Below are 22,083 nucleotides of genomic sequence, written 5' to 3' on the forward strand. Positions count from 1 at the left end.
AGTGATAACATAAAAAAGAACGGAGGCTTTAAAAATGTTCCCGGACTTTCACGAACATAAATAGAGCATATTATCTCAAAACAGTAGCATGAGCAACAAAATAAAACAATACATTGAAGAGTGTAATACCATTTTCAATGGCGATCCATGGCATGGCGGCGGATCATTATTACAAAAACTAAACAGCATGGATCATAGGTATATAAATGACAAATGTATTTGTTCTGCTAATTCCATAGTCCGTTTAGTGGCACATCTCATTCGCTGGAAGGTATTCACTTTAAAAAAACTTCAGGGTGATATGAATTTCAAAATTGAACTAAACAGTACGGAGGATTGGCCTGATATACACATCTCTTCAGAGACAGAATGGTTCAACCTAATAGAGGATTTGACAAACACGCAGGAACAATTGATAGGTGAATTAGAAAATATGGCTTTTGAGAAGTTGGATGATATAGTACCAGGAGAAAATTATAGTCACGGCTATTTGATCTCAGGGATCATACAGCATGACGTTTATCATCTTGGTCAGATCCAATTGATTTACAATACCGTAAGCAAAGCTTGAACTAAATCAAAAGCACTTGGTGTTATGGGATTCATATCACCATTCTATCCATAAGCAGCTATGCAGCCACTCAAAAACCTAAAAGATCTGGGTATTGAACTTCCCGGACTTTCAACACCGGGAGGATCATACTCCTCGGTCAATATTCGTAAAAACATTGCTTATATTGCTATTCAATTCCCTATAAAGAACGAAGAATACCTCTACCGGGGAAGGTTTGGCACTGAGTTGTCTACAGAAGATGGCTATAAGGCAATGGAGTTATGTGCTTTGAATGTGCTTGCCCAGGTTCAGGAAAAGGTCGGATTTGAACAGATCATCGGGCTGAATCATATAGATGCCTACTATCAATCCGACGGGAATTGGGATGATGGTCCAAAAGTGGTAAATGGAGCATCAGACCTGTTTGTAAATGTACTGGAAGAACGTGGAAAGCACTCCCGGGCTATATTCGGAGTGCATCAGCTGCCACGCAATTTTAGCGTTGGACTTACTTCTACTTTCACCATTAAACATAACTAAGCGTCATGGAATCTCTGCTTCGGGAAATATCAAAATGTACTGTATGTGCACCTCAACTTGAATTGGGAGTAAACCCTGTTGTGACCGCAGACCCGGAAAGTAAAGTGGTGATCATCGGACAGGCGCCAGGACGTATCGTCCATGAAACAAGTATTCCCTGGAACGATAAAAGCGGTGATAACCTGAGGTCCTGGCTGAAAGTAGATAAAACTACTTTTTATGACACCAAGAAGATCGCCATCATACCCATGGGGTTCTGTTATCCAGGTAAAGGGAAGTCCGGGGATTTACCTCCCCGGCCTGAATGCGCCCCTTTATGGCACACGCGGTTATTAGCTAAAATGAAAAAAGTGCAGCTTACCTTGCTGATCGGGCAATATGCCCAGACCTGTTATCTGAATTCCAGTACAAAGAAAACGCTAACGGAGACGGTAAAAAACTACAAGACTTATCTACCCTCTTATTTTGTATTACCTCATCCATCACCGCGCAATAATATTTGGCGGGCACGTAACCCATGGTTTGACCAAACAGTCATTCCTGAATTACAGGAAAGGATACGGACGTTGATTGCTGACTAGAAAGAGTTATGGGAGCACAATGATATACTGCTACTATTCTTCAAATTTCCCCAGCAAACCCCACCCATTGGCCTTATCTGTTACGGCGCACAATATTTCATTGCTTCCTTTCTTCACATTAAAATAAACAGCGTTCCCTTCTATGTGTATATCACCCCTGTACATCGGGCCTTTAAAACGAAACGCATTTTTGCCCGAAAACAGCAATCTCCCATTAAAATAAAGGTCTATATTGTCGCTATAATCAAAGTAGAATTTTCTTTGCCCTTCCTCGTCTGATTCAAACGTGTGGCGAGCCCAAACCACCTCATCTTCATTTTTTTCAAAACTTCCAGCCTTCCTTTTCTTGCGGTATTTGTTGATAGGAAGTAATCCTGATGGTTCAGTTTTTCCGGTTACCCACTCAATCCGGTCCAACGCAGTTTTCCCCGGATACAGTCCTGTATTTACATTCTTATAAAGCATGCTGGGGCTAAGTTCCCACTCTTTCACAATACCTGCGGCATTCTTTACAGAGCGGACCTTTCCGGACTTGTCCTTAAATGTTGTATAACGAAAGTTGGTAAAATAGCTGCCTAAAAAACTGTAAAAACCAATAAACCCTTGTGCATTATCCAGTTTGAGGTGATCGACTTCCAAAACAGGTTTTTTAGCATTGTCAATATACACTTTCAGCTGTTGGCCCTGGATCTCTATCTTTAAATGCGTCCATTTTTTTGCATCGAACTTTGCATATTTCTGATGTTCACGATAAAGTTGCCAATTAGCCTCTCCATTGAATTCCGGATTATACTGTACAGCATCTGCACTACCGGACTTATGCATTCTTAAATACAGGGCTTCATAGTTCACCTGATCTTTGACTCTGAACATAAGTCCTGCAAAAGATCGCTTTTTTTCAGCTAATACATCTACCTCTACGATACCATCAGCCAGTGTTACCTCTTTCAAAAAAGCCTTTCCATTAAGGTATAACGCTTCACGCCCTTCAACATTGACGATTTTTCGTGACTCTCGCTCTACAAAATGGAATTTAGCCTGATCTATGGCATAGGATTTATCCTGGGTTTTTGCAGGTTTGAAAAATAAGATCAAACCCATTAAAATGAATAATATTCGCATAGTTTTTTTAGGTGATATTCATACTTTCAGCTTGAACAGGCCATTCAAAGACGTTCAAGATCATTCAAATGCATTCAACCCTTCTGAAAAAACCTCGTAATTAATAAAGAATGGATAATGATCAATACATAAAAGCCCTTGCTGCCCTGCTCGTTGAAAAATTAAACTGGGGCGATGTTGCCGAGTGGCATACCAAAGACTTCGATACGCTAAGCGAGCATATTTTGGATGCTACCGCTGTAAACCTAAGTGTGACCACGCTGAAACGGCTATTGGGAAAGGTAGAATACAATAGCCGGCCTACTATCACTACCCTGGATGCCATTTCAAAATACCTGGGCTATGAGGACTGGAGAGCGTTCGTCCGGTCGTGTGAAATAAAAAGGCCGAAACGTTCTAAACCAGAGTTGAAAAAAAGAATTGCCCTACCCTGGATGATCACTGTTAGCCTTATTGTGGTAATAATATTTGTTGTTTTTTCATTCATAAGTAGTCCAAAGGCAAACTTCAAAAACAATCCACCTCATTTCGAAGTGGAACGCGTAACAAAGGGAGTCCCTAATACTGTGATCTTTCGCTATAACGTGGACCCAAATGATGTGAGCGTGGTAGAAATTCAACAGGACTGGGACCCCACAAAACGGCACCGGGTAGACCCTAATAAAAATATCTTCACCCATTTTTACGAATACCCGGGCTACTACAACGCCAAGTTAGTATTGGATGGTCATGTAGTTGCACGGGAAGACCTTTATATTCCAAGCGACGGATGGATAGCCATGCTCTCGTATAAGGAAAAAAAGCCACGATATTTATTGGAAAATGAGTTTTCATTCAATCAGAAACTAAAGGTCAGTAGTAGTACAGAACAGCTTATTTCACAGGAAAGTGAGACAGTATTATTGAACTATTTCAATGCAATGGATGAACCTCAGCATGACTTCCAAAACTTTGAGCTGAATACCCGCTTCAAATTCACGGTAACATCAAGCAAAGACATTTGCGAATGCAAAAGGGTAGTGCTGTTTGGCACTAAAATGTCCATGCGAATACCCTTGACCATTAAAGGTTGTATATCAAACCTCAGGCTTAGGCTGGGTGATGTTTTCATCTCGGGCAAGGATCATGACCTGAGCTACTTCGGTGTAGAGCCAGGCGAAGCTACCGATCTTCGTATACTAAATAGGAATAACACACTTACCGTCTACATTAATGATCAAGAGGCCATCAAACACCATCTTACAAATGATTTTGGAAAAATAGCCGGCGTACGATTTGCTTTTCATGGGGCAGGTGAGGTAGAATCGATGGAGTTATCATCAGAGGGGGAAACGTTAATCAAATTATAGCGGATTGAGAAAGGCCTTTATTTCATTTACACCACCGATTATTCATATCTAATAATAGAACGATTGACTCTTACTTCGTTTCCTCCTCAAAACGAAGTGCAGTACTTCAGATCCGTCCCTTTAACACTACATCATTGAAAACATCTTTGTAACTGTCCCCTATTGGAATATACCTGTCTTTGATCTTCACCTTACCACTTCTTATGTCCTGGATTTTGCTGATGTTAATAATGTAAGACTTATGAATACGTACGAAATGTTCGGAATTCAGCTGTTCGGTAAGTGATTTGAGACTTTTTATCGTCAGAATGGGCTTTGCGTCTGCCGTATGGATCTTCACATATTCTTTATAGCCTTCAATGTAACAGATGTCTTCCAGTGAAATTTTTATGATATGATGCTCGGAATGAACAAAAATGAAATCAAGGGTTTGGGGTTGTATTGTACCTGAAGCCCTGACGGTAGTCTCCTTGTTTACTTTATTAATTGCCTTTAAAAAACGTTCAAAACTGAAAGGTTTTAACAGGTAGTCTGTGGCATCCAGCTCAAATCCTTCTACCGCATATTCCGAATAAGCCGTTGTAAATATGACATGAGGTGATTTATTGAGAGATTTGATAAATTCCAGCCCGCTTAAACCCGGCATGTTGATATCAATGAATATAATATCAACCTCGCTGGTATGAATTTTTTGTAACGCTTCGAAAGGGTTTTCAAAAGTAGCTGCCAACGTGAGGTACGGGACTCTCTTAATATAATCCCTGAGTACTGTCAGCGCCAGCGGCTCATCATCGATGGCTATACATTTCATTTACTGAGTTTTAATGTCACATTGAACATGTCATTACTACGATCCATTTCCAGTTTATGCCTGTCCGGATATAACAAGTGTAACCGTCTCTTTACATTTTCCAGACCTATTCCCGAATCTTTTTCCATTTGATCGCTAAAGTCGCCCACAGAATTAGAGACTTTAAAAACCAGTTCTTCACGGTGTTCCTGCTGAATAGAAACGTTAATCCTGGTTTTCCTGGTATAGCTATGGCTATGCTTAAATGCATTTTCCACAAATGGAACGAGTAATAAGGGTTCAATATCAAAATGCATGGCATCACTGTCATAATTAAATTCGACTTCCTTGCTATTTGTTTTGGAATACCTCAATTTATGCAGATCAATAAAGTCATTGAGAAACTGTATTTCTTTTGTTAAACTGACCTTTTCCACATTACTTTCATATAAAATATATCGCATAAGATTAGACAGCAATAGTACGGCACGTTGGGTATTATAGGAATCAGTGGCAGCCATAGCATATATGCTATTCAACGTATTAAAGAGGAAATGTGGATTGACCTGAGATTTCAAAAAAGACAGTTCTGCGGACAGTTTTTCTTTCTTCGTTTTTTCAATGACCTTTCCACGGCGCTCCCAATCCAGCAGCATTTCAAAACTGGTACCTAACGTAAGTGTAAGCAATAAAAAAGGTATGATCGGGCGCGGTAAGCGATGTCTTGCCGGTGGCATTTCAAAGTGTTTTCCAGAGTCCAGGTGAAATACAAAACTAATATCGCTTATGGGATCAACCCATTTGAAAAAGTAGTAAAAGGCGGCGATCATAACAACAATTCCTATAGCATACTCCCAGTATTTGCGTTGCTTTAGATACCTCGGAACCAAAAAAAATACATTCGTAAGGTATAGCGGGATGATAAAAATCGAGGTAAAGATCTTACGCCCTAATCGTTCAATATTCAAACCAGCATCATATGCTACGATCACCGGCATAGCCAACATGACAACAATTACCAGTACATGGAATACCCAACCGTATCGCGTACTCCTTTCCATCAAGCCTTCAGTTGATGTAAATCTATATTCATGTATATGTTTTAAACTTTAATCTTCTTCATCTTCTTCGTCAAACGGCTTAAATTCCCATATATCATCAAAATAAGAGCTCCCCGTTCTGCCGGTACTGATAAAACCACGCTCATTTACAGAGAACGCCACCGCATCTGTACGGGCAGCGCCTTCCAAAGGTGTTTTTTCCGTCCAGAAATCTGACCGGGGGTTATATTCCCATACAGAACTTGTCACAGACCCCCTCACACCGCTGACAATATAGGCAAAGCCATTCATGGTAAAAGCAGTAGCATTCTCACGTATGACCTCGTAGTCATCCTCCTCATCCAGGTCTTCCATTTGAGTCCACGGAAAATCAGGTAATAAAGTTTGGTCAAAACGCCAGAAGTCTAACTCCAGAACACCATTATCCGACCCGGTACCTACATAAGCAAAGTCATCCAGTACAAAGGCTACCGCATTTTCACGTTTGCTACCTCCAAGACTGGGTATTTGCAACCAGCTATCATTTTCAGGATCATATTCCCAAAAATCCTTAAGTGTATTGCCATCATCACCCGTACCTACATATCCTTTTCCGTTTAGGCTGAACGCAACGGAATTTCTTCTTGCTGAACCTCCGAAATCAGCAATTTGGCTCCAGCTATCGGTGGAGGCGTCGTAGGCATAGAAATCTTTCAACTCATCATCTCCGTCAAAACCCAGACCTACATAAGCCTTACCACCGATGCTAAATGCTACCGCTGCACTTCTTCCCACACCAGGAAAGCTGTCTACCCGTTGCCAGAAGTTCTGCCCCACATTATATCTCCAGAAGTCCTGGTAATACTCATCTTCCACACCATTAAATCCGGCACCTACATAGGCTACTTCACCAATAACAAATGATACCGCACTTGATCTTCTGATCCCTTCAAATTCCGATAACTCAATCCAGTTGCCAATAAAATCATCACCTTCGTCATCATCACCGCAGGATAACAGCACAAAAACTGCAGGAAGAAAGGTAATTATATAAGATAATCTAATGGGTTTCATAATCATTCTATTCATTAATTTCCAATACTATAATCGAGGATAAAAAGCTCCAGACTGACGTCATATTCGCTAAAGCTATCACCGAGCACCAGTTGGTCTGCCGTAGTGCCTAATGCGTCACTGGTACCGCTAACCATAATAGCATCTTCCGTTAGCTCGTCTTCATCAATCTTCTGTTGGATAAAATCGGTAATCAATATCCGGTACTCAGTATCTTCTTTAAATTCATCGTCAAAGTTTAAGACACCTGCCACACCCAATACCTGTTCAATGCGATTGAGCCTGTCAACTTCGTAAAAAGTAAAGCCAGCAGGAAGTGGTCGTACATTACTGTATGTATCTTTTACAGGCCTTAACACCAGAGTAGCCTCAGTAATGAAGTTATCGTTCAGCACCTCTCGTATATCTCGTAAAAAGGGAATCTCTAACTTAATGAACATCCCTACACTGTTATGAAGGTAAGAGCGGTTATTAGTTTGGAGAGAGGTAATGTCTTCTTCTCGTGTGACAAGATCGGCCAGTGCTGCTTTGCTTCGGTCATTGCTAATTTTATTGTATCGAATACCATTAGAAGATAATATCATTTCAAAGTCCTCTCCGGACAGGCGGTAGTTGATAATTAACCGGCTGGTGGTAGCAAACCCTAAAAATGACTGCGTTGTTGATGTATCTGCTACCAGGGCCAGTCCTGGGTAACGATCTTCGAAGTCATCAAGAAAATCGTTTTGATCTTCGGTAAGCGCCAGATTGAAAATACTACTTCCATACTCATCATCTACCGGAATGGAAATCGTTTTATTTCTTGAAGGGCGCGGGACAAAGGTCAAAGCTCCTAATCGGGTATTTTCCTGGTAGTCATAGCCGGATACATTATATAAGAAACCATCGTCATCAAGCTCCAGCACGTCCTTTAGCGGATACAACTCAATTGTAAAATTTTGACTTGTATCGTAGTAAAAGTATCCGTCATGAAATAATTCAAATTCTGCAGATAAATATGTCGCACCTTCATCAGGAAATTCCAGAGAATCAAGACTTAGGCCAAATAATGAACTTGAAGTAATACGACCGATCTCATCATCACGGAAGGTACCTATCAAGTGTCTGTCGGTATTAGAAGTAACGATAGAGTCACTGATAACCGTAGACAGTCGCACATCGATGGTGTCAATAAAAACAATATCCAGAATTTCGCTTTGAACGATTTCCTCGCCCAGTGGCGTGGGGAAATTGCACTTTCCTAACCAAAAAGGTACTGTTGCCAATCCAACATACACCACTATTTTATTCATGCTCTATCTGCTCCAGTAAATTACGCCACCTGTTTTACCTTATACCTCAAAAATTGCCGTATCACTACATCCAAAAAAATATATTCAACAAACGCTTGTAATTCATCTACAAAAAGAGGTTCACGACTTATGAATTCAAACGGACCCGTTGGATGGACCATATCATGGGTTAATAGAGTGAATCATCCCATACGTAGAGTTTAATTTCAAGACCGTCTACACCATACTAGCTTAGAAAGATGTGAATAGGGGTATTCTATATGAGGTATTCAAAAAAACAGTTATCCCTCCAGGTTTTTCACACATTACATATACAATGAAAAACGCTTTAATTTTAGTATTGACATTGAATGTAGGATTTGCTGCATATGGTCAAAATTCTCCGGGATCACCTTATACCTATTTTGGGATTGGCGATATCTATCACAAGGGGTTCGGACATCACTTAATGAAGGGCGGCACAGGAATAGCCGATCGCAATGGGTATACGATCAATAACTTAAACCCTGCATCCTACAGCAGCATGGGGTATCCGTACACATTCATCAATGAATTCGGCCTGAGTGTGGCCACAGCTACCCGCGACGACGGTAGTAACCAGGGAAGGCAGATGGAAATGGATTTTCCCTACCTAACCATGGCATTCAAAACCGGAGAAAAATCCGGAGGCTCGTTCGGACTGAGAAAGTTTAGCAGCGTTAACTATGATATTTTAGGGTTTGAAGACTTCAATGGGATACCCGGCAGGTATCAGGTAAGGTATGAAGGTTCAGGTGGACTAAATGAGGTATATTTTGGCTATGGCAGGACAATAGGAAAACGATTTTCGGTAGGAGCGCATTTTTCTTATATTTTTGGTTCACTTCAAAACCACCAGTTAGTCAACAGCGATGAGGTAAACTTTAATGTAAGCATTGAAGATAATAATCATCTTACAACATTAAGTGTTGATATAGGCGCCCAATACATTCTGCCTATAAAAAAATCTTCCCTGACTTTCGGATTGACCTACGATCCGGGCAATGACCTAAAAAGCTCGCATGAGCTCGAAATATTGGAAACGGAGCCAGGAAGTAATATACCCATTGATGTTTTATCGTCCGAACTCCTGGAAGAGGAAGAAGACTATATTCTACCTCATACGCTGGGCTTTGGCGTTTCATGGAACAAAAACAATAAATTCAGTATCAGTCTGGACGCTCAAACACAATTTTGGTCCGCTTCTTCCCTGGACGGCAATAATTTCAGCTTACGTGATAGCCGCCGGGTTGCTTTAGGTTTTGAAAAACTGCCCAACTACAGGTCTGAACACTATGTGGGACTAATAAGCTGGGGATTCGGTGCCTATGCAGAGCAGTCATACCTCGTACTGGATAACGAAGGATTAAACAATGCGGGAGTCACTTTAGGTTGTAGTCTTCCCTTAGGCAATCGCGGCATGGTCCGGTTCATCGGAGAACGTGCCGCCAGAGGCCAGTCATTAAGTGATTTTTTCAATGAAAGTTATACCAAGTTCACCATCAACATTACATTTATGGATCTTTGGTTTGCGCAGCGGAAGTTTAATTAGTTTCGGATGACAACACCGGAATGTCTATGGCTTAGATTATCGCTGTTAAAATCAATAAATCGTTGAGTAATCAGATTACCCTATTTCTTACATGAGAAAGTGTTAGCTCACCATTCCTGGCGCCACTTCCAGGTAATATCTTCGTATTCATCTATGCCTTCTTGATTAGCACGTTCATTAAAAAAGTCCACAAGATCCTGTCGGCAAGCAGTATCTAAGAAATGATCATTCTCGAGCTGTAGTTGGTCTAATGCTTTTATCGCTATTTTAAAATAGTCAATTTTACTTTTTTCACCATTCGTGTTATCAATAGAATGAACAAATGCAGAAAGTACGCTTTGCACTTTTTCTACCAGCATCTGGTCTATACCTTGTTCCGTCCAGGTTTCAGTAGGAAGTTGATTCTCCGATGACGTGGCGGTACCGATTGATTCACCTATTACCACATTCAACGATTCTTGATTTTTAATACCATCATTTAATGCCTTGCATGATATCTGATAGTGTTTTTCATCCTTAAAACGTACCTCCTTCAGATGTTTTAAAGATGAAAGAGGTGTTAAATCTCCATCTAATACTTTCGTAGCCCAAAAATCAAAGTACTCCAGCTCAGGAAAAACTTCCGGAAGCCATTTTAAAGTGTCAATGTTACCAAATTCTTTTAATCCAAGCCTACTGACGGGTATGCGGCCCTTATAATCCTGTATTGGCAGTTTCTTACAGTTAATAAAAGTGAGTTCAACAAGGTTTTTAAGGTCAAGAGTACTATGCTTTAGCGTTTTAAGGCTGCGCATATCAGCTATTTCCACTATTTCAAGGTTTTGATAAGCAGTAAGGCCTTCCAGGTCCTGGAGATTGCCCCCAGTAAGATGTAATTCTTTCAAGTTAGGGAACATGCCTAAGTCTGTTAGATTCTTTTCGGGTAAGGTGATGCCTCCTATACTTAAATACTCAAGGTTAGGTAAATTATCTTTTCCTATTACACTATTGGTCCACTCTATTGCCAGCTCTTTCAGATATTGACTGGACCTAAGGTTAATGGTTTGTGGTAACTTATCCCCTCCTATGTACAATGCACTAAGATTAGTGAGCTTATTTATACCTTCAATATTTTCAATCTCCTCCACACTCATCAACACTTTTTCAAACCCTTTGCCTTCCAGGAAATTAACGTCATCATCCCAGTACCCTCTCATCCAGTCAATACAAATTGCTTTTATCCCTTTACTCTCTGCATAGGACAAACACTCCACAATGTTTTTAGAGTCTATGCATAGAAAATCTTCTTCTCTATAGGTATCAAAAGTAAATCCATCAACTTCTTTTTTCATGTTCTTAGACTTAATTGCTCTTGGCTGGCCCGTCAGCTATAATTTTATTAAAGGTATCCAGAAAGTGTTTCTTTTCTTCTTTGGAAAGTGCTTCAAATTTCTTCTTACCCGGCGATTGGATCCTATTTATCGTACTTCCTTTATTTGCTCCATCAAGAAATCCATTGTCTCTCATATGTAAGTACTCAAATATAAACGCTGCATCTGAACTTTCCGCCTCATACCAATCTACTCCGCTTCCTCCTTCTCTCTTTTTAGAAATTTTGGCCCTGTCAAATTTACCCTTACCAACATAAACTTTACCATTCACTTCCACCCTGTAAAAACCATTTTTTACATTTAGGTCACAGGGCGTATTATGGACCAGAATACTGTGAGTGCCGACAAAATAGTTATGCAGGTCAGCAACACTAAAATTATGAACCTTAGTCAGTCCTGTTTTTACTTCGATGTTTTTTACCTCCGCTTCATTACCATCAAACAATGTTAAGCTTTGCCCTTCTTTAACTTCTGAGACTTTTATCCATTCACCTCCCACAAAAAAGGGATGGTCAGGGGTGACATTTATTTTTTCATTGCCAATATCTAATACATAGATACTATCACGTTCCAGAGAAAAGACTTTGTCTATCTGTTTTAATTCAGGCTCATTAGTCGTTTCATCCAGTGCCCAAACCAAATCACCGGCCTTCAACTCTTCAATGGATTTGTTCCCCTCAGCCGTTTTAACAAGTGTACCCGAAGTAAAACAACCGCAAGGACTACTCACTTTTTTCAGAGATGGAGCATATTTAGCGATGAGACTATTACTTACTCCTACATTTCTCAGCGTATTTCTTATCGTTTTGCCATCAAGCCCTACTTTTTTCAACCCCTTGGCTATGGCTTTAGGACCATATTTTGATAAAGCATCTCCTAAAATAGGTTCCAACAACCCCATACCACCAGCCAGCAAGGCACCTTCAAAACTGGCATTGTCCATACCTACTTCATCGATGTAGTTAAAAATACCCAGAGTGGCATTAGCCGCCATTCGTATTTTCTTGGTACCTAATTGGTCCACAAGACCCTCAGAAAAAGCATCCCAAAGACTTACTTCATCCCAAGCTTCGCCTACTGTATTTACATTATCGTCAAACATGTAGGCCATCAGCATTTGAGTGGCAATATTTATCCCTACATCAATGCCATATTTAATGATGATCTGGGCAAATTCACCATCCATGTCCTTCGCTGCAATAGGCGTATTAGCTGCAAAGGCATAGGGAGACATGCCTGGGAAATTCGGAGCCATAGGATCTACCGAAAGGAATCTTCCGATACGGGGGTCATGTATACGGGAACCAAAGTCATAGGAATTTCCGGGGCCTTTCCAATCATTGTCTTTCTCCATCCCATTGAACCCATACCGATATCCTATACTATCTGCAAAGGTTCGTCCGGCCATGAGCATTCCAAAAGGATAGTAATCTGAGGTACTAAGGACAGTGGCCCATGTGCTGTCCGAACTCATATGGATATTGTCTGTTATTACAGCCAATATATTTCCTAAATGATTAGCTAATTCATAGTGCTTACCTCCCAGGCTACGTGTGCCTGTCATACTTCTATCGAGGTATGTTCCTAACCGTGTCCCACCATAGATAGGTTGCTCTATGAGCACGCCGTCCTGGTAAATTGCGGCTATATTACCACCGGCATCACGCACGTAGGTTGTACGCTGAATGCTTCCGGCATTATCAACTTCTTTTGAGATACGGTGACCAGCGGCATCGTAACGGAATCGAATGGTGGTGCCGTCACTCTTACTTACTTCCTTGACCCTGCCGTATACGGTCCAGGTTATATGCAAACCTTCTGCTAAATCATTGGTCAAATTACCAATAGCATCATATTGATAAGTCTGGCTCGCATTACCTGCTACATTCTGCAAGCGGTTTGTACCAGGATAGTATTGATAGTTTAAGTTATCAGATACACTGTTCTGGTCATCCCTCCTTTGTAAAGTCAATAGATTACCGCTGGCATCATAGCTGTAGTCTGTATCATATACTTCCTGAGAGCTCGCCGTACGGGATATAAATCCATTGCCAGGCACGTAATCAGAAAGGCTTCTGCTATTCCTGATCCTGTGCAACTGATCATAGTGGTAGAGCATTGCCTGCATCCCTTTTTCCAACCTACCTTTACGCTGACCAACATCCGGCAGATCTGTTGTGATCCAGGATATATTACCATTATACAATCCTTTGGAGGTTGTATTATTATTCTGATAATGCGACCAAAGGCCATCACGTTCTCCGGAAATGGACACAGCAGGGTTCAGTGGTCGATAGTCGCCCTGGTAATAGCCTAATTCAAATGCAAAGGCATCACGACCAATACGTGAGCCAAACAAGCCATCCCTGGCCAAATCATCATTAAAGGGCATATTTATCCCTTTAAGCCAACCCTGGAGTGTGTAATAATAATCCAGCCCCTGAACGTTGTACTGCCCCAGGTGAACACGGGCCAGAGATCCATGCAGATAATAAAAATAGAATGCTTCCCGGTTCCAAACGAAACCATCGGAAGAAGTGAATACTTGCTGCAGGCGATTATCAGAATCATAACTGTACCGATGGATAAGCTGATCAGGCTGATTAAACTGGTACATGGCATAGCGTACATTACCACTAATCAGGTCATATAAGTAATCTATTTTTTTTGGTGCAGTATGAGGTAGTTTTTGTAAAGTGGATTTGATATTACCATGAATATCATAACTATAATAAGTCGCAACTGTGTCCGCAGTTGGGTCATCAATAACCTCTACCCAGGAAACTTTGCTTAAAAGATGTTCCTGGCTTAAATTCTGCTGTATGCGAGGATCGGGAAAGTCATAATAGGTATGAGTTACATCTTTTAAAGGATATGAGGTTGCCAAAGGAAAATTAGCCAGTGTATCAATTTTAGCAATCAGAGCGGCAACACTCTCTGTGGTAGTTATTTCACCAACTTCCACTACCCTACCTTGCTCATCATACTTGCTATAAGAATATTGATTGTCAATTTTTTGCTGAGCATCCTGTGAAAGCCGGAGTTGGCCCAATCGATCATACCAAAACCTACTTTCCCCACCGTCAGGTGTTTGTTGTGAAATGGACTGATCCAATGAGTTAAACCTGTAAGCAGAGGTCAGGTCATGCGTAGGCTCTATTCGGTTTCCGGCAAGGAAGGCATCTACCTGTGCCTGGATTAATGGATTCACACCTTTCGGAGGAACTGTTTGTACCAACTGGCCAGACTGATCATAATAGTATAAGGTGTAGTGATATTCCTTTTGGTCAAAGGTGTAACTAAGGTCTTCACCTGATTTCTCTATACAGGAGGCAGAATAGCTCTCATAAAAGTCACTTATCGCACCTTCAATAAATTCGGTGATTGCATAGCTTACCAGTATCTCTCTTTCTTCAGCGGCCCGTTCCTGGCAAAGCGCTACCTCCCTGCTCCAATCTACCGTGTAAGTAAAATTGGACAGAGAAGTATTGGTGGTGTCATAGTTTAGACAGACATATTGCCCTTCAAACAAAACTCCGTTTTGTCTTGGCAATATTTTTCGAACCACCAGGTCATTAAGTTCAATGGCCTGATAGGTATTGTTAGTACAGGACATAACACCCAGATAAAAATAGGTGCTAGCCTCTGTAGGTGTGAAAGAGATGCAGGTATCTTTCCTTACGGTTACATTACTACTATTATTTTGCATCCAAACATGGTCGCTTAGTGTGGACTGCCCCTCGAATAAAACCGGGTCCGGATACCGGGCGGTAGGTAAAAGGCAATTGGGCACAGTAGAAAATAGAGAAGCATCATTGCTATTTCGAGTGAATCGCTGAGTAGTGCTGTCTTTTCTTAGGCTGGACGATGCCAGAGCGGTCCCGGAAGCATCACTTCCGGCCTGAGTCAAAATACCCTGCGCATTTAGAAAGTCTCTGCTCCTTGAAAGTTGCAGGAAAGCATGATCCATCTGTCCACTATAGGTGGGGTCCTGGAAAACCGAATAACTCAGGCATAGTTCATATTTGACACCAGGAATCAATGGCTCGGCGAACGTACCCCTTATTGCTTCCGAATCAGGATCTCCAGGGTAAGCCCATAAAAAAACTTTACCCGTACTTCCTCCAATATCTGTATTCGGCGTGCCTGTGGCTACCGCCCAACCATCATAACAACTATCCGTAATGTCACTAGGGTGGCAGCCGACAGCGCCGTTGCGATCAAGCTGGGCATTGATAATGATGTTTTCGGGTTCTTCCTCACAGTTTAGCGGATCTTCCTGGGCTATACTATCTAATGCACAACTGTATCCGTTTAATATGGCCTGTATGGCTTGTAGTTGCGGATCACTTTGAAGATCAGGCCTCAGAATGAAGCGAAAAAAGTTCAGTGGATTACTGTTAAAATAGGTTTCAAGATGGCCTGCTATTGCAGTGCTATCTGCCGACGAAAAATTTGTCTCACACGTGAACGCCAGGTTTCCGATGGTCATTTCCAGCACTTCATTGTCCACCGGGCCGGTTGCACCATTTGCCTCCCCCCAGGTTTCCAGACCCTGCTGGGTCTGTGGGATACCGTCTACCTGCTCCAGCTCTTCCCTGGCCGCCAGGCAATTGCTGAAATCGGGTATCCCAAGTTTAGTTTTGCGTTTGGCCTCGAAGTAAAAGCTCTTGTACAAAGCCCACCGTTGCCCGTTGATTTCGTTATCATAAGTAGTCTGGTCCAGTTGGTCTCTACGGTCCATCAGATCCAAATACAAAATGTGTCGCCCATCGACCGGGTCAGGGTTACCACGCTGATCAATATAATAACTGGTATTGGCCGGGTCAGTCACCTCGTCCAGTGTGCCTCTGAATGTATTTGAACCATCAGCTATGCTATCTCCATCATTGTCAAATTGGATTACACCTACCAACAGGTCATTCAACCTGTTTTGCATAGAACCCTTGTGCCCATCACCACTCAAATTGGCATTATTGAAAAAGGGATCCTGGTCGATTAAATTTGTGTAACCTGCAGCCTGAGCACTGGTCCAATCTGCATAACGGGCTACCTGCTTTTCAAAAATGGTGCTTTCCTTATTTTTGATGCATAACTCATATTGACAATATAATGGGTGAGCGGCAATGCTATCTTCCGGTACTATGTAAGGAGTTTCCGAGGTGTTACCATACAGGTCCTGATAGTGTTGTATAATACGGTTATAGAGGTTATCACAGTCTTGTTGTGCTACTTCTTCTATGGCTTCATTTATAGTATCGCCGGCCTCAGGACAATCCGTACATATCTCACATGCTGCTGAGTCAATGGTATAGCTGTTAATAATGTTCTGAACTTCACTGGCGACAGAATCATTACTGAGCACAATACTAGCCATCTGCTCATAGGTAAGCCCTTTTGCAGTCAGGGTTTTCGTAACCGTATAGTCACCAACTTCCGGCAGTAACAAGGTAAATTCAATGTCATCAACAACCGTAGCTGCTGCACAACCGGTGGCTGTAATATTGGTGCGTAGATAGCTTTCACCTGTAGTTGACTCATTCCCTAAAGCCATTGAAAGGTCCATCGGACGGCCTTCCGTATCCGTTACGCTGATGGAAAGGTCAAAATTGCAAGTCTGGCAACTCAGGTTCCCCAATTCAGTCCCTAAGGCTGAAAGTGAGTACTGAAAAGCATAAGTTGTATTTGGGTTTACATTAAGAATTTTATGACTTATGGTACTCTGTTCGCCACTAAATGTATTCTTCTGGCCCAGTTCTATTCTTACAGAATCCGGAGATAAGTTATTATAACTGTCCAGCGCCTCCACATTGTCAGGTGGATTTCCCGCCAGTGCTGTAGCCACGGAACGTCCCACCTGATCGAGGTAATTCACGGATACCTGTCCGTTGGGGTCTACTACTACATTTTTTTTATAATGTGTTGCATTACCCACATTACTTCCGAAAAGCCGGATTAACTCGGCCGGAGCTGCGCTACCATAATAATAGCGGGTAGCATGGGCGCTGTCCACGCGAAAGGTTTTTCCAAACCCTGATTGGCGACTTACTCGTCCCGTACCGTCATTCGTGTATTCTGTCTGGCTGTACACATACCCCTCAGCATCCGGCAAATAGTTTCTATGGATAATAGACATACCATTTGAAGGAGAATAATACCTGCTTGCCCCATCAATATTGGCTATAATGCTATTTTCCAATCGTCGATTGTCATAATGGAATTTTTCGCGCGTCAGTGAGGTATGGCTGTTAACCGTTGCATTGGTGGTCTGGAAGCGATTAATACCAGGAACATAATCCAGTGTATTGTTCAGTACCGGACCAGGCATTATAGAAACTGATTCCCGACCTTCAAAATCGTACTTGAATTCTTCCAGAAGCGTTACTCCCTGGGAGCTCAGGTTGGTCAAAGTCTGTCTCGGACGCAGCGAACCATCGAAGTACTGCATGATCTTTTTGTACCTGCCTTCCTCAGAAAAAATGGTTTGTTGCTGCCAGGTTTTGGTGGCCTCATGGTTGCTATAAACCAATGCTGTACCCGGGCCGTAAGACCATTTACCGACAATGCGATGGTCAGGAAAATCAGGGGTATAGCCTACTGCTCTCACCCTATACCAAATCCTGCAACTAGGGTAGTTCGTGAGATGACTATAGAAATAAGACGAAGTACTGATACGTACCGGCTCTTTAAAATTAAAAGCCTCCTGGGCGGTAGTACCGGCAAAGTTCTCGTGATCTTCAATGGATACCCACTCAAGATCAAACTCTTCTACGCCTTCAGCTGTATAGCTCCAACTTACGTTGGTTTGTCCACCCCCGATAAGTTGGTAGTTAAGCGCTGGGACAATATTGGTGTTAAAGTTGTTTTCAGGTACCTTATAGAGCAGTATGCTTAAGTAAATATTATGTTCAGGCGTGATCGGATCAGATACTTTATTGGTAATTGAAAACAGGATATTGGCATTACACACCAATGAACTATCATGAAATACAGTAGCCAGAAAAGTCTGGTCAGACATAGCAAGTCCATTGGGTTTTTGCCACAAGGTGTCTGCCTGTCGGGCCAGAACAATATCCATTTGTGCACTCCAATCTTGTTCTGTATTAAAGTCACCCAGATCATACTCCAGCTGAAAGGCCAGGTAGTAATTACCTGAAATACAAGGTGGTGCCTGAAATACTTGTGTCCAGGCATCCTGTGTTAGGCTTGCCAAAGTGAATTTCCTTTCATAATCAGGAGTTGGCAAACGTCCTTCCTTACTTAACCGGATACCCGGTGGTATATATACTGAGTCAGAGCTATTGTCGGGTACAGAAACTTCTTCATTAGCTGGCAAAAAGTTCGCAGCAGATGCGTACGTTGTACATAGGACGCTGGTCAGAAATAAAACAGCAATAAAGGCGCTTCTCATGGTACTGAATAGCTGATAGGGTCTTGGGAGGTAGATGTAATTCATTGCGTTGGGGGTATTGAATTTCATATCATATGGTATTAAACTGACTTAGCAGTTGGCATATCGTTTTTGATTTAGGTCATGTATCACCTGGCTACTGATTCTACTAAATGGTATTGACGGTAAGCATTAGCTGTCACCATCTTTGTATCCTTCAACCGGATAAACTGTGCTTCGCTAAACGTGTCGGACTGAAAAGAAGGATGACCGTTAAACTGTTTAAATTCGATTTTCACATACGATCCCTGCCGGTATTCGTAATCCATCCGGCGTAGCAGCTTGGTGTGGTCATCTATCCACAAATAAATCTTATATACAGGTCCTTTTTGTTGAACAATACTGTATTGATGCAGGGCATTTTCATACCCCAGGTATTCGGGTTCATCATAAAATAACAGTATACTATCCATATTAAAATTCAGGTAATCGGGTAGGCTATTGTCATCCACTTCCGTTCGCTTTCCATATACCATTTCTTTTGCTGATTCATCTATCATAATGAAGTAGCGGTCATTCATCAGCATTCGATTGCTGCCGTAGTGATAGAGGTAATTTTCTCCCTCCTTTTTAATATCCACATTTAAAGCGTAAAAAGGTGCCGTTGCTTCTATGGTTTCTGATACTTCTACCGACATTTCAATATGTAACCCATCCATTTGATCATACATCTGCCGCATTTGCTGCAATGCATACCTGAGGTCTTGTGCATTGAGCAGATAAGGGATCAGTAAAAGGCCTGTCAATAGCCAGTGGTATTTATATGCATTCATAATACAACCATTTTTATGTATCCCTTTCCATATTGAATCCTATTAATGTTCCAGCACATAGCGTACATTTTCTGAGATAGTTTTGATACCCTTCTCTGTCTCTTTCTTTGTAAGGTATAGGTTGCCCTCACCATCATAATAGAAGAAAGTCCCAAAGTTCTCTTCGTCCAGCACAGCTTGCAGTCGGTAATCAGTAAGGCTATATACATAGGACTGCATATTACCTTTCGCAGGATGCAACCTCAGATCATCGTACCAGGCGGTACCTGTACTGCCGGCTTTGAAGCTAAGCTCCATTTTAGGATTGTTCAATGGGCTGGTGAATGTTCCTGTCACCTGCTGCCACCCCTCTATGATCTTACCGGCAGGTTCTGCCATAAAACTTCCCGCCAACACATCATTTTGATCCTTAAAAGTAATTTCAACACCTAATCCATCAGCCAGCTCAGGAGTGCTGAGATGCTCATTATTGACAGACACCCAGGCACTAATATGATAGGACTTCCCGGAATCTAAGCGCAACAGACTTTGCTCATAGATTTTGTTATTCGTCACTTTCAAGCTATGCTCACCACTATGTGAAATAGTATTGTCCAGATCAGGACTGATGATAGGTTGCAGCTCATTGCGCAACATCACATAGCCGCGCCAAAAGCCTTCAAAAAGCGCCCTGCGTAGAACCAATATAGACCATTCTGGTGTAAGTGGGTGTTCTCGACGACAGACAATCTCATTGTCACGTATATATCTGTATCCGAAAAAGGGGAAGAAACTATAAAAATAATTCCTTCCAAATACGTCTACCTTATCAAAGCCTTCGAGTTCTTTCAGACTGGCCTTCACTACCACAATGTGTTTATAGTTGTATTCTGTTCCAAACCAGCGATAACGTGGTATAGGCTGATTGCCAAATATCCAGTTGCCCGAAGCCTTGCCAGTCAGGTATTCAAACCCGGTAAAGGCCATTTCATCATTACGCATGTTAACACCGTTAGCTGATGGGAAATGGCCTCCGTAATCGTACAGTGCCGCATTGTATACACCCAGCACGTTCCTGTTTTCTAATTCGTAGCTGTAAGGACTGTATACTGTCATTGTGTTGGCCTTTATCCAATTAGGTATGGCATCAAGTGCAGCAAACTCCCAGTTAAATTGCTCTAATTCATACGAGCCGTCTTTCGACAAAGAAAGTGTGGGTGATTGCTTCCGGTCTACTTCATAGGCATGTGTTCCTTCCATACGCCATACACCCTGACTACCGTTCAAATATCCGGACTGGTTGGCCTGTGTCTGGACTTCATGCTGCAGTGGCCATGTATCTGAATATGTTGATGCCACATTGGATAATACCTCTTTTTTGATGGCTGAGCGAACATTGATAAGAGTATCTACAAAGAGGTTTTCATCCGGGTCCAATACAATTTGTTTCTTGATAGATAAGCTATTTCCTGTGCAGGCCCCGCATTGGTAAAATACATTCAGGGTTACGGTGTAGGTACCAGGTGCATTATAGCTATGCAACGGGTTTCTCTCATTGGATGTGGTTCCATCTCCAAAATCCCATTGATGAAATACCCTGCAATTCTGAGGGTTATCCACTTCCATCTCAAAATCAATGGCACAAAGCAGGTTTTTATGCTTAAAGTCTACACGCACATCTTCTAAGGTGGAAGCATCAAACCGGTAACAACGATTATCCAGGTGATCAACACCGCTTACCTGGAATGCGTCAATGTATTCGCTACCAGGCTTACCAAACCTACCTATCTGGTAGTAAAAACATGCTCCGGCACCTTGTCCGTTATTCAGTCCTACTGTTGCAGCTATGCCATAAAAGCCATTGCCACTACCTGATGCATCCCCTGTAGTCCATTGCATATCGCCATAGTAGAAGGCTGTATTATTACCGGCCCCAATAATAGGATCGGTCCCATCCGTAATCACCAGCTTGAAGGTATTGGTTTTATCAGTTTTTTGATTGTAATATCCTACCTTATACCAGATCACAGTAAAACGAGTAGCTTCTGCCTTGTAAAACACTCTCCCGTTACCAACGCCACGGGTATCTACATCCGCCCAAAAAGGAGCAATCATATCAAAGGAAGAAGGGAAACCGGTAGACGTATAGGTGGCGTTCGATGCGTTAAATGAAATGTTACCGTTATTATTTACATATACCTGGCTGTAATTATTGCCAAAGAAGTTAAAGGTAAACGGTAACGGAACGGCACTACTGGATTCATCATCGTTTACGGGTAGTACCTGATAAGAAGGATCAAACCATGGATTTTCAATGCTACAAGAAAAGCTTTGTTGTAAGGCAGCACTCTGATTACTAATAGTCTTGGGCTCAGAAGCAGCTACACCCTGCACACGGGCGACTTTTGTACTGGCATCGAGCAGTACAGGATAGTTTTTTTGTCTTGGAACCTGGGCAGGTTGCCTGATCAAACCTTCTGCTTTCAGTCGATCATACTCTTTCGTACCTGGTTGGGGGTTATTCTGTGCATTAGTCGTTATCCATTGAACAGAAAGAGCTAGGTAGAGTGTAAAGATAAATGTTGGTTTCATGGTGGGGG

The 22,083-nt window shown here is 41.9% G+C and carries 14 protein-coding genes; 5 read left to right on the top strand and 9 right to left on the bottom strand.

Annotation, left to right across the window (positions count from 1 at the left end; all coding sequences use genetic code 11):
• Positions 1 to 88 precede the first annotated feature (88 nt).
• The 3 genes from FNH22_RS11315 to FNH22_RS11325 are packed head-to-tail and all read left to right on the top strand — an operon-like array spanning position 89 to position 1,674.
• The gene (locus FNH22_RS11315; protein ID WP_143398484.1) at positions 89 to 571 is read left to right on the top strand and encodes a DinB family protein; all 483 of its coding nucleotides are present in this window, start codon (positions 89 to 91) and stop codon (positions 569 to 571) included.
• 60 nt (positions 572 to 631) lie between these two features.
• The gene (locus FNH22_RS11320; RefSeq protein ID WP_143398485.1) at positions 632 to 1,093 is read left to right on the top strand and encodes a RidA family protein; all 462 of its coding nucleotides are present in this window, start codon (positions 632 to 634) and stop codon (positions 1,091 to 1,093) included.
• 5 nt (positions 1,094 to 1,098) lie between these two features.
• Positions 1,099 to 1,674 (top strand): uracil-DNA glycosylase family protein, encoded by a 576-nt coding sequence (locus FNH22_RS11325; RefSeq protein WP_143398486.1) that lies wholly within the window; start codon positions 1,099 to 1,101, stop codon positions 1,672 to 1,674.
• A 33-nt stretch (positions 1,675 to 1,707) separates the two neighbouring features.
• On the opposite strand, the gene FNH22_RS11330 is transcribed toward FNH22_RS11325, so the two are convergent.
• Positions 1,708 to 2,796, bottom strand: coding sequence for a family 16 glycoside hydrolase (locus tag FNH22_RS11330; RefSeq protein ID WP_143398487.1), 1,089 nt, complete (start codon positions 2,794 to 2,796; stop codon positions 1,708 to 1,710).
• A 110-nt stretch (positions 2,797 to 2,906) separates the two neighbouring features.
• Between FNH22_RS11330 and FNH22_RS11335 the strand changes: the two genes are divergently transcribed.
• A complete protein-coding gene (locus tag FNH22_RS11335) occupies positions 2,907 to 4,145 on the top strand; it encodes a hypothetical protein (protein ID WP_143398488.1) in 1,239 nt (412 codons plus the stop codon).
• A gap of 106 nt (positions 4,146 to 4,251) precedes the next feature.
• On the opposite strand, the gene FNH22_RS11340 is transcribed toward FNH22_RS11335, so the two are convergent.
• From FNH22_RS11340 to FNH22_RS11355, 4 genes are read right to left on the bottom strand one after another with little or no spacing between them, the layout of a single operon-like run.
• Complete coding sequence (locus FNH22_RS11340; RefSeq protein ID WP_143398489.1) at positions 4,252 to 4,956, bottom strand: LytTR family DNA-binding domain-containing protein; 705 nt, start codon at positions 4,954 to 4,956, stop codon at positions 4,252 to 4,254.
• A complete protein-coding gene (locus FNH22_RS11345; protein ID WP_143398490.1) occupies positions 4,953 to 5,996 on the bottom strand; it encodes a sensor histidine kinase in 1,044 nt (347 codons plus the stop codon). Before FNH22_RS11345 ends, FNH22_RS11340 begins: the two co-directional genes overlap by 4 nt.
• Positions 5,997 to 6,044: 48 nt before the next feature.
• Positions 6,045 to 7,049 carry a galactose oxidase gene (locus FNH22_RS11350; protein WP_143398491.1) on the bottom strand — a complete coding sequence of 335 codons (1,005 nt, stop codon included), beginning with the start codon at positions 7,047 to 7,049 and terminating at the stop codon, positions 6,045 to 6,047.
• Positions 7,050 to 7,063: 14 nt separating this feature from the next.
• A complete protein-coding gene (locus FNH22_RS11355) occupies positions 7,064 to 8,341 on the bottom strand; it encodes a DUF4270 family protein (RefSeq protein ID WP_143398492.1) in 1,278 nt (425 codons plus the stop codon).
• 316 nt (positions 8,342 to 8,657) lie between these two features.
• Here FNH22_RS11355 and FNH22_RS11360 point away from each other — a divergent pair, with 316 nt between their 5' ends.
• Positions 8,658 to 9,911, top strand: a complete 1,254-nt coding sequence (locus FNH22_RS11360) for a hypothetical protein (protein WP_143398493.1) — start codon at positions 8,658 to 8,660, stop codon at positions 9,909 to 9,911.
• Between the two features lie 107 nt (positions 9,912 to 10,018).
• Here FNH22_RS11360 and FNH22_RS11365 read toward each other — a convergent pair whose 3' ends face one another.
• From FNH22_RS11365 to FNH22_RS32635, 4 genes are read right to left on the bottom strand one after another with little or no spacing between them, the layout of a single operon-like run.
• Positions 10,019 to 11,242, bottom strand: a complete 1,224-nt coding sequence (locus FNH22_RS11365; RefSeq protein WP_143398494.1) for a hypothetical protein — start codon at positions 11,240 to 11,242, stop codon at positions 10,019 to 10,021.
• Positions 11,243 to 11,252: 10 nt separating this feature from the next.
• A complete protein-coding gene (locus FNH22_RS11370) occupies positions 11,253 to 18,761 on the bottom strand; it encodes a polymorphic toxin-type HINT domain-containing protein (protein ID WP_143398495.1) in 7,509 nt (2,502 codons plus the stop codon).
• A 59-nt stretch (positions 18,762 to 18,820) separates the two neighbouring features.
• Positions 18,821 to 19,504 carry a hypothetical protein gene (locus FNH22_RS11375; protein WP_143398496.1) on the bottom strand — a complete coding sequence of 228 codons (684 nt, stop codon included), beginning with the start codon at positions 19,502 to 19,504 and terminating at the stop codon, positions 18,821 to 18,823.
• A 42-nt stretch (positions 19,505 to 19,546) separates the two neighbouring features.
• Complete coding sequence (locus FNH22_RS32635) at positions 19,547 to 22,075, bottom strand: nidogen-like domain-containing protein (protein WP_143398497.1); 2,529 nt, start codon at positions 22,073 to 22,075, stop codon at positions 19,547 to 19,549.
• Positions 22,076 to 22,083: the final 8 nt, after the last annotated feature.

Origin of the sequence: Fulvivirga sp. M361 (assembly GCF_007097395.1) — a bacterium.
Lineage (GTDB): Bacteria > Bacteroidota > Bacteroidia > Cytophagales > Cyclobacteriaceae > Fulvivirga.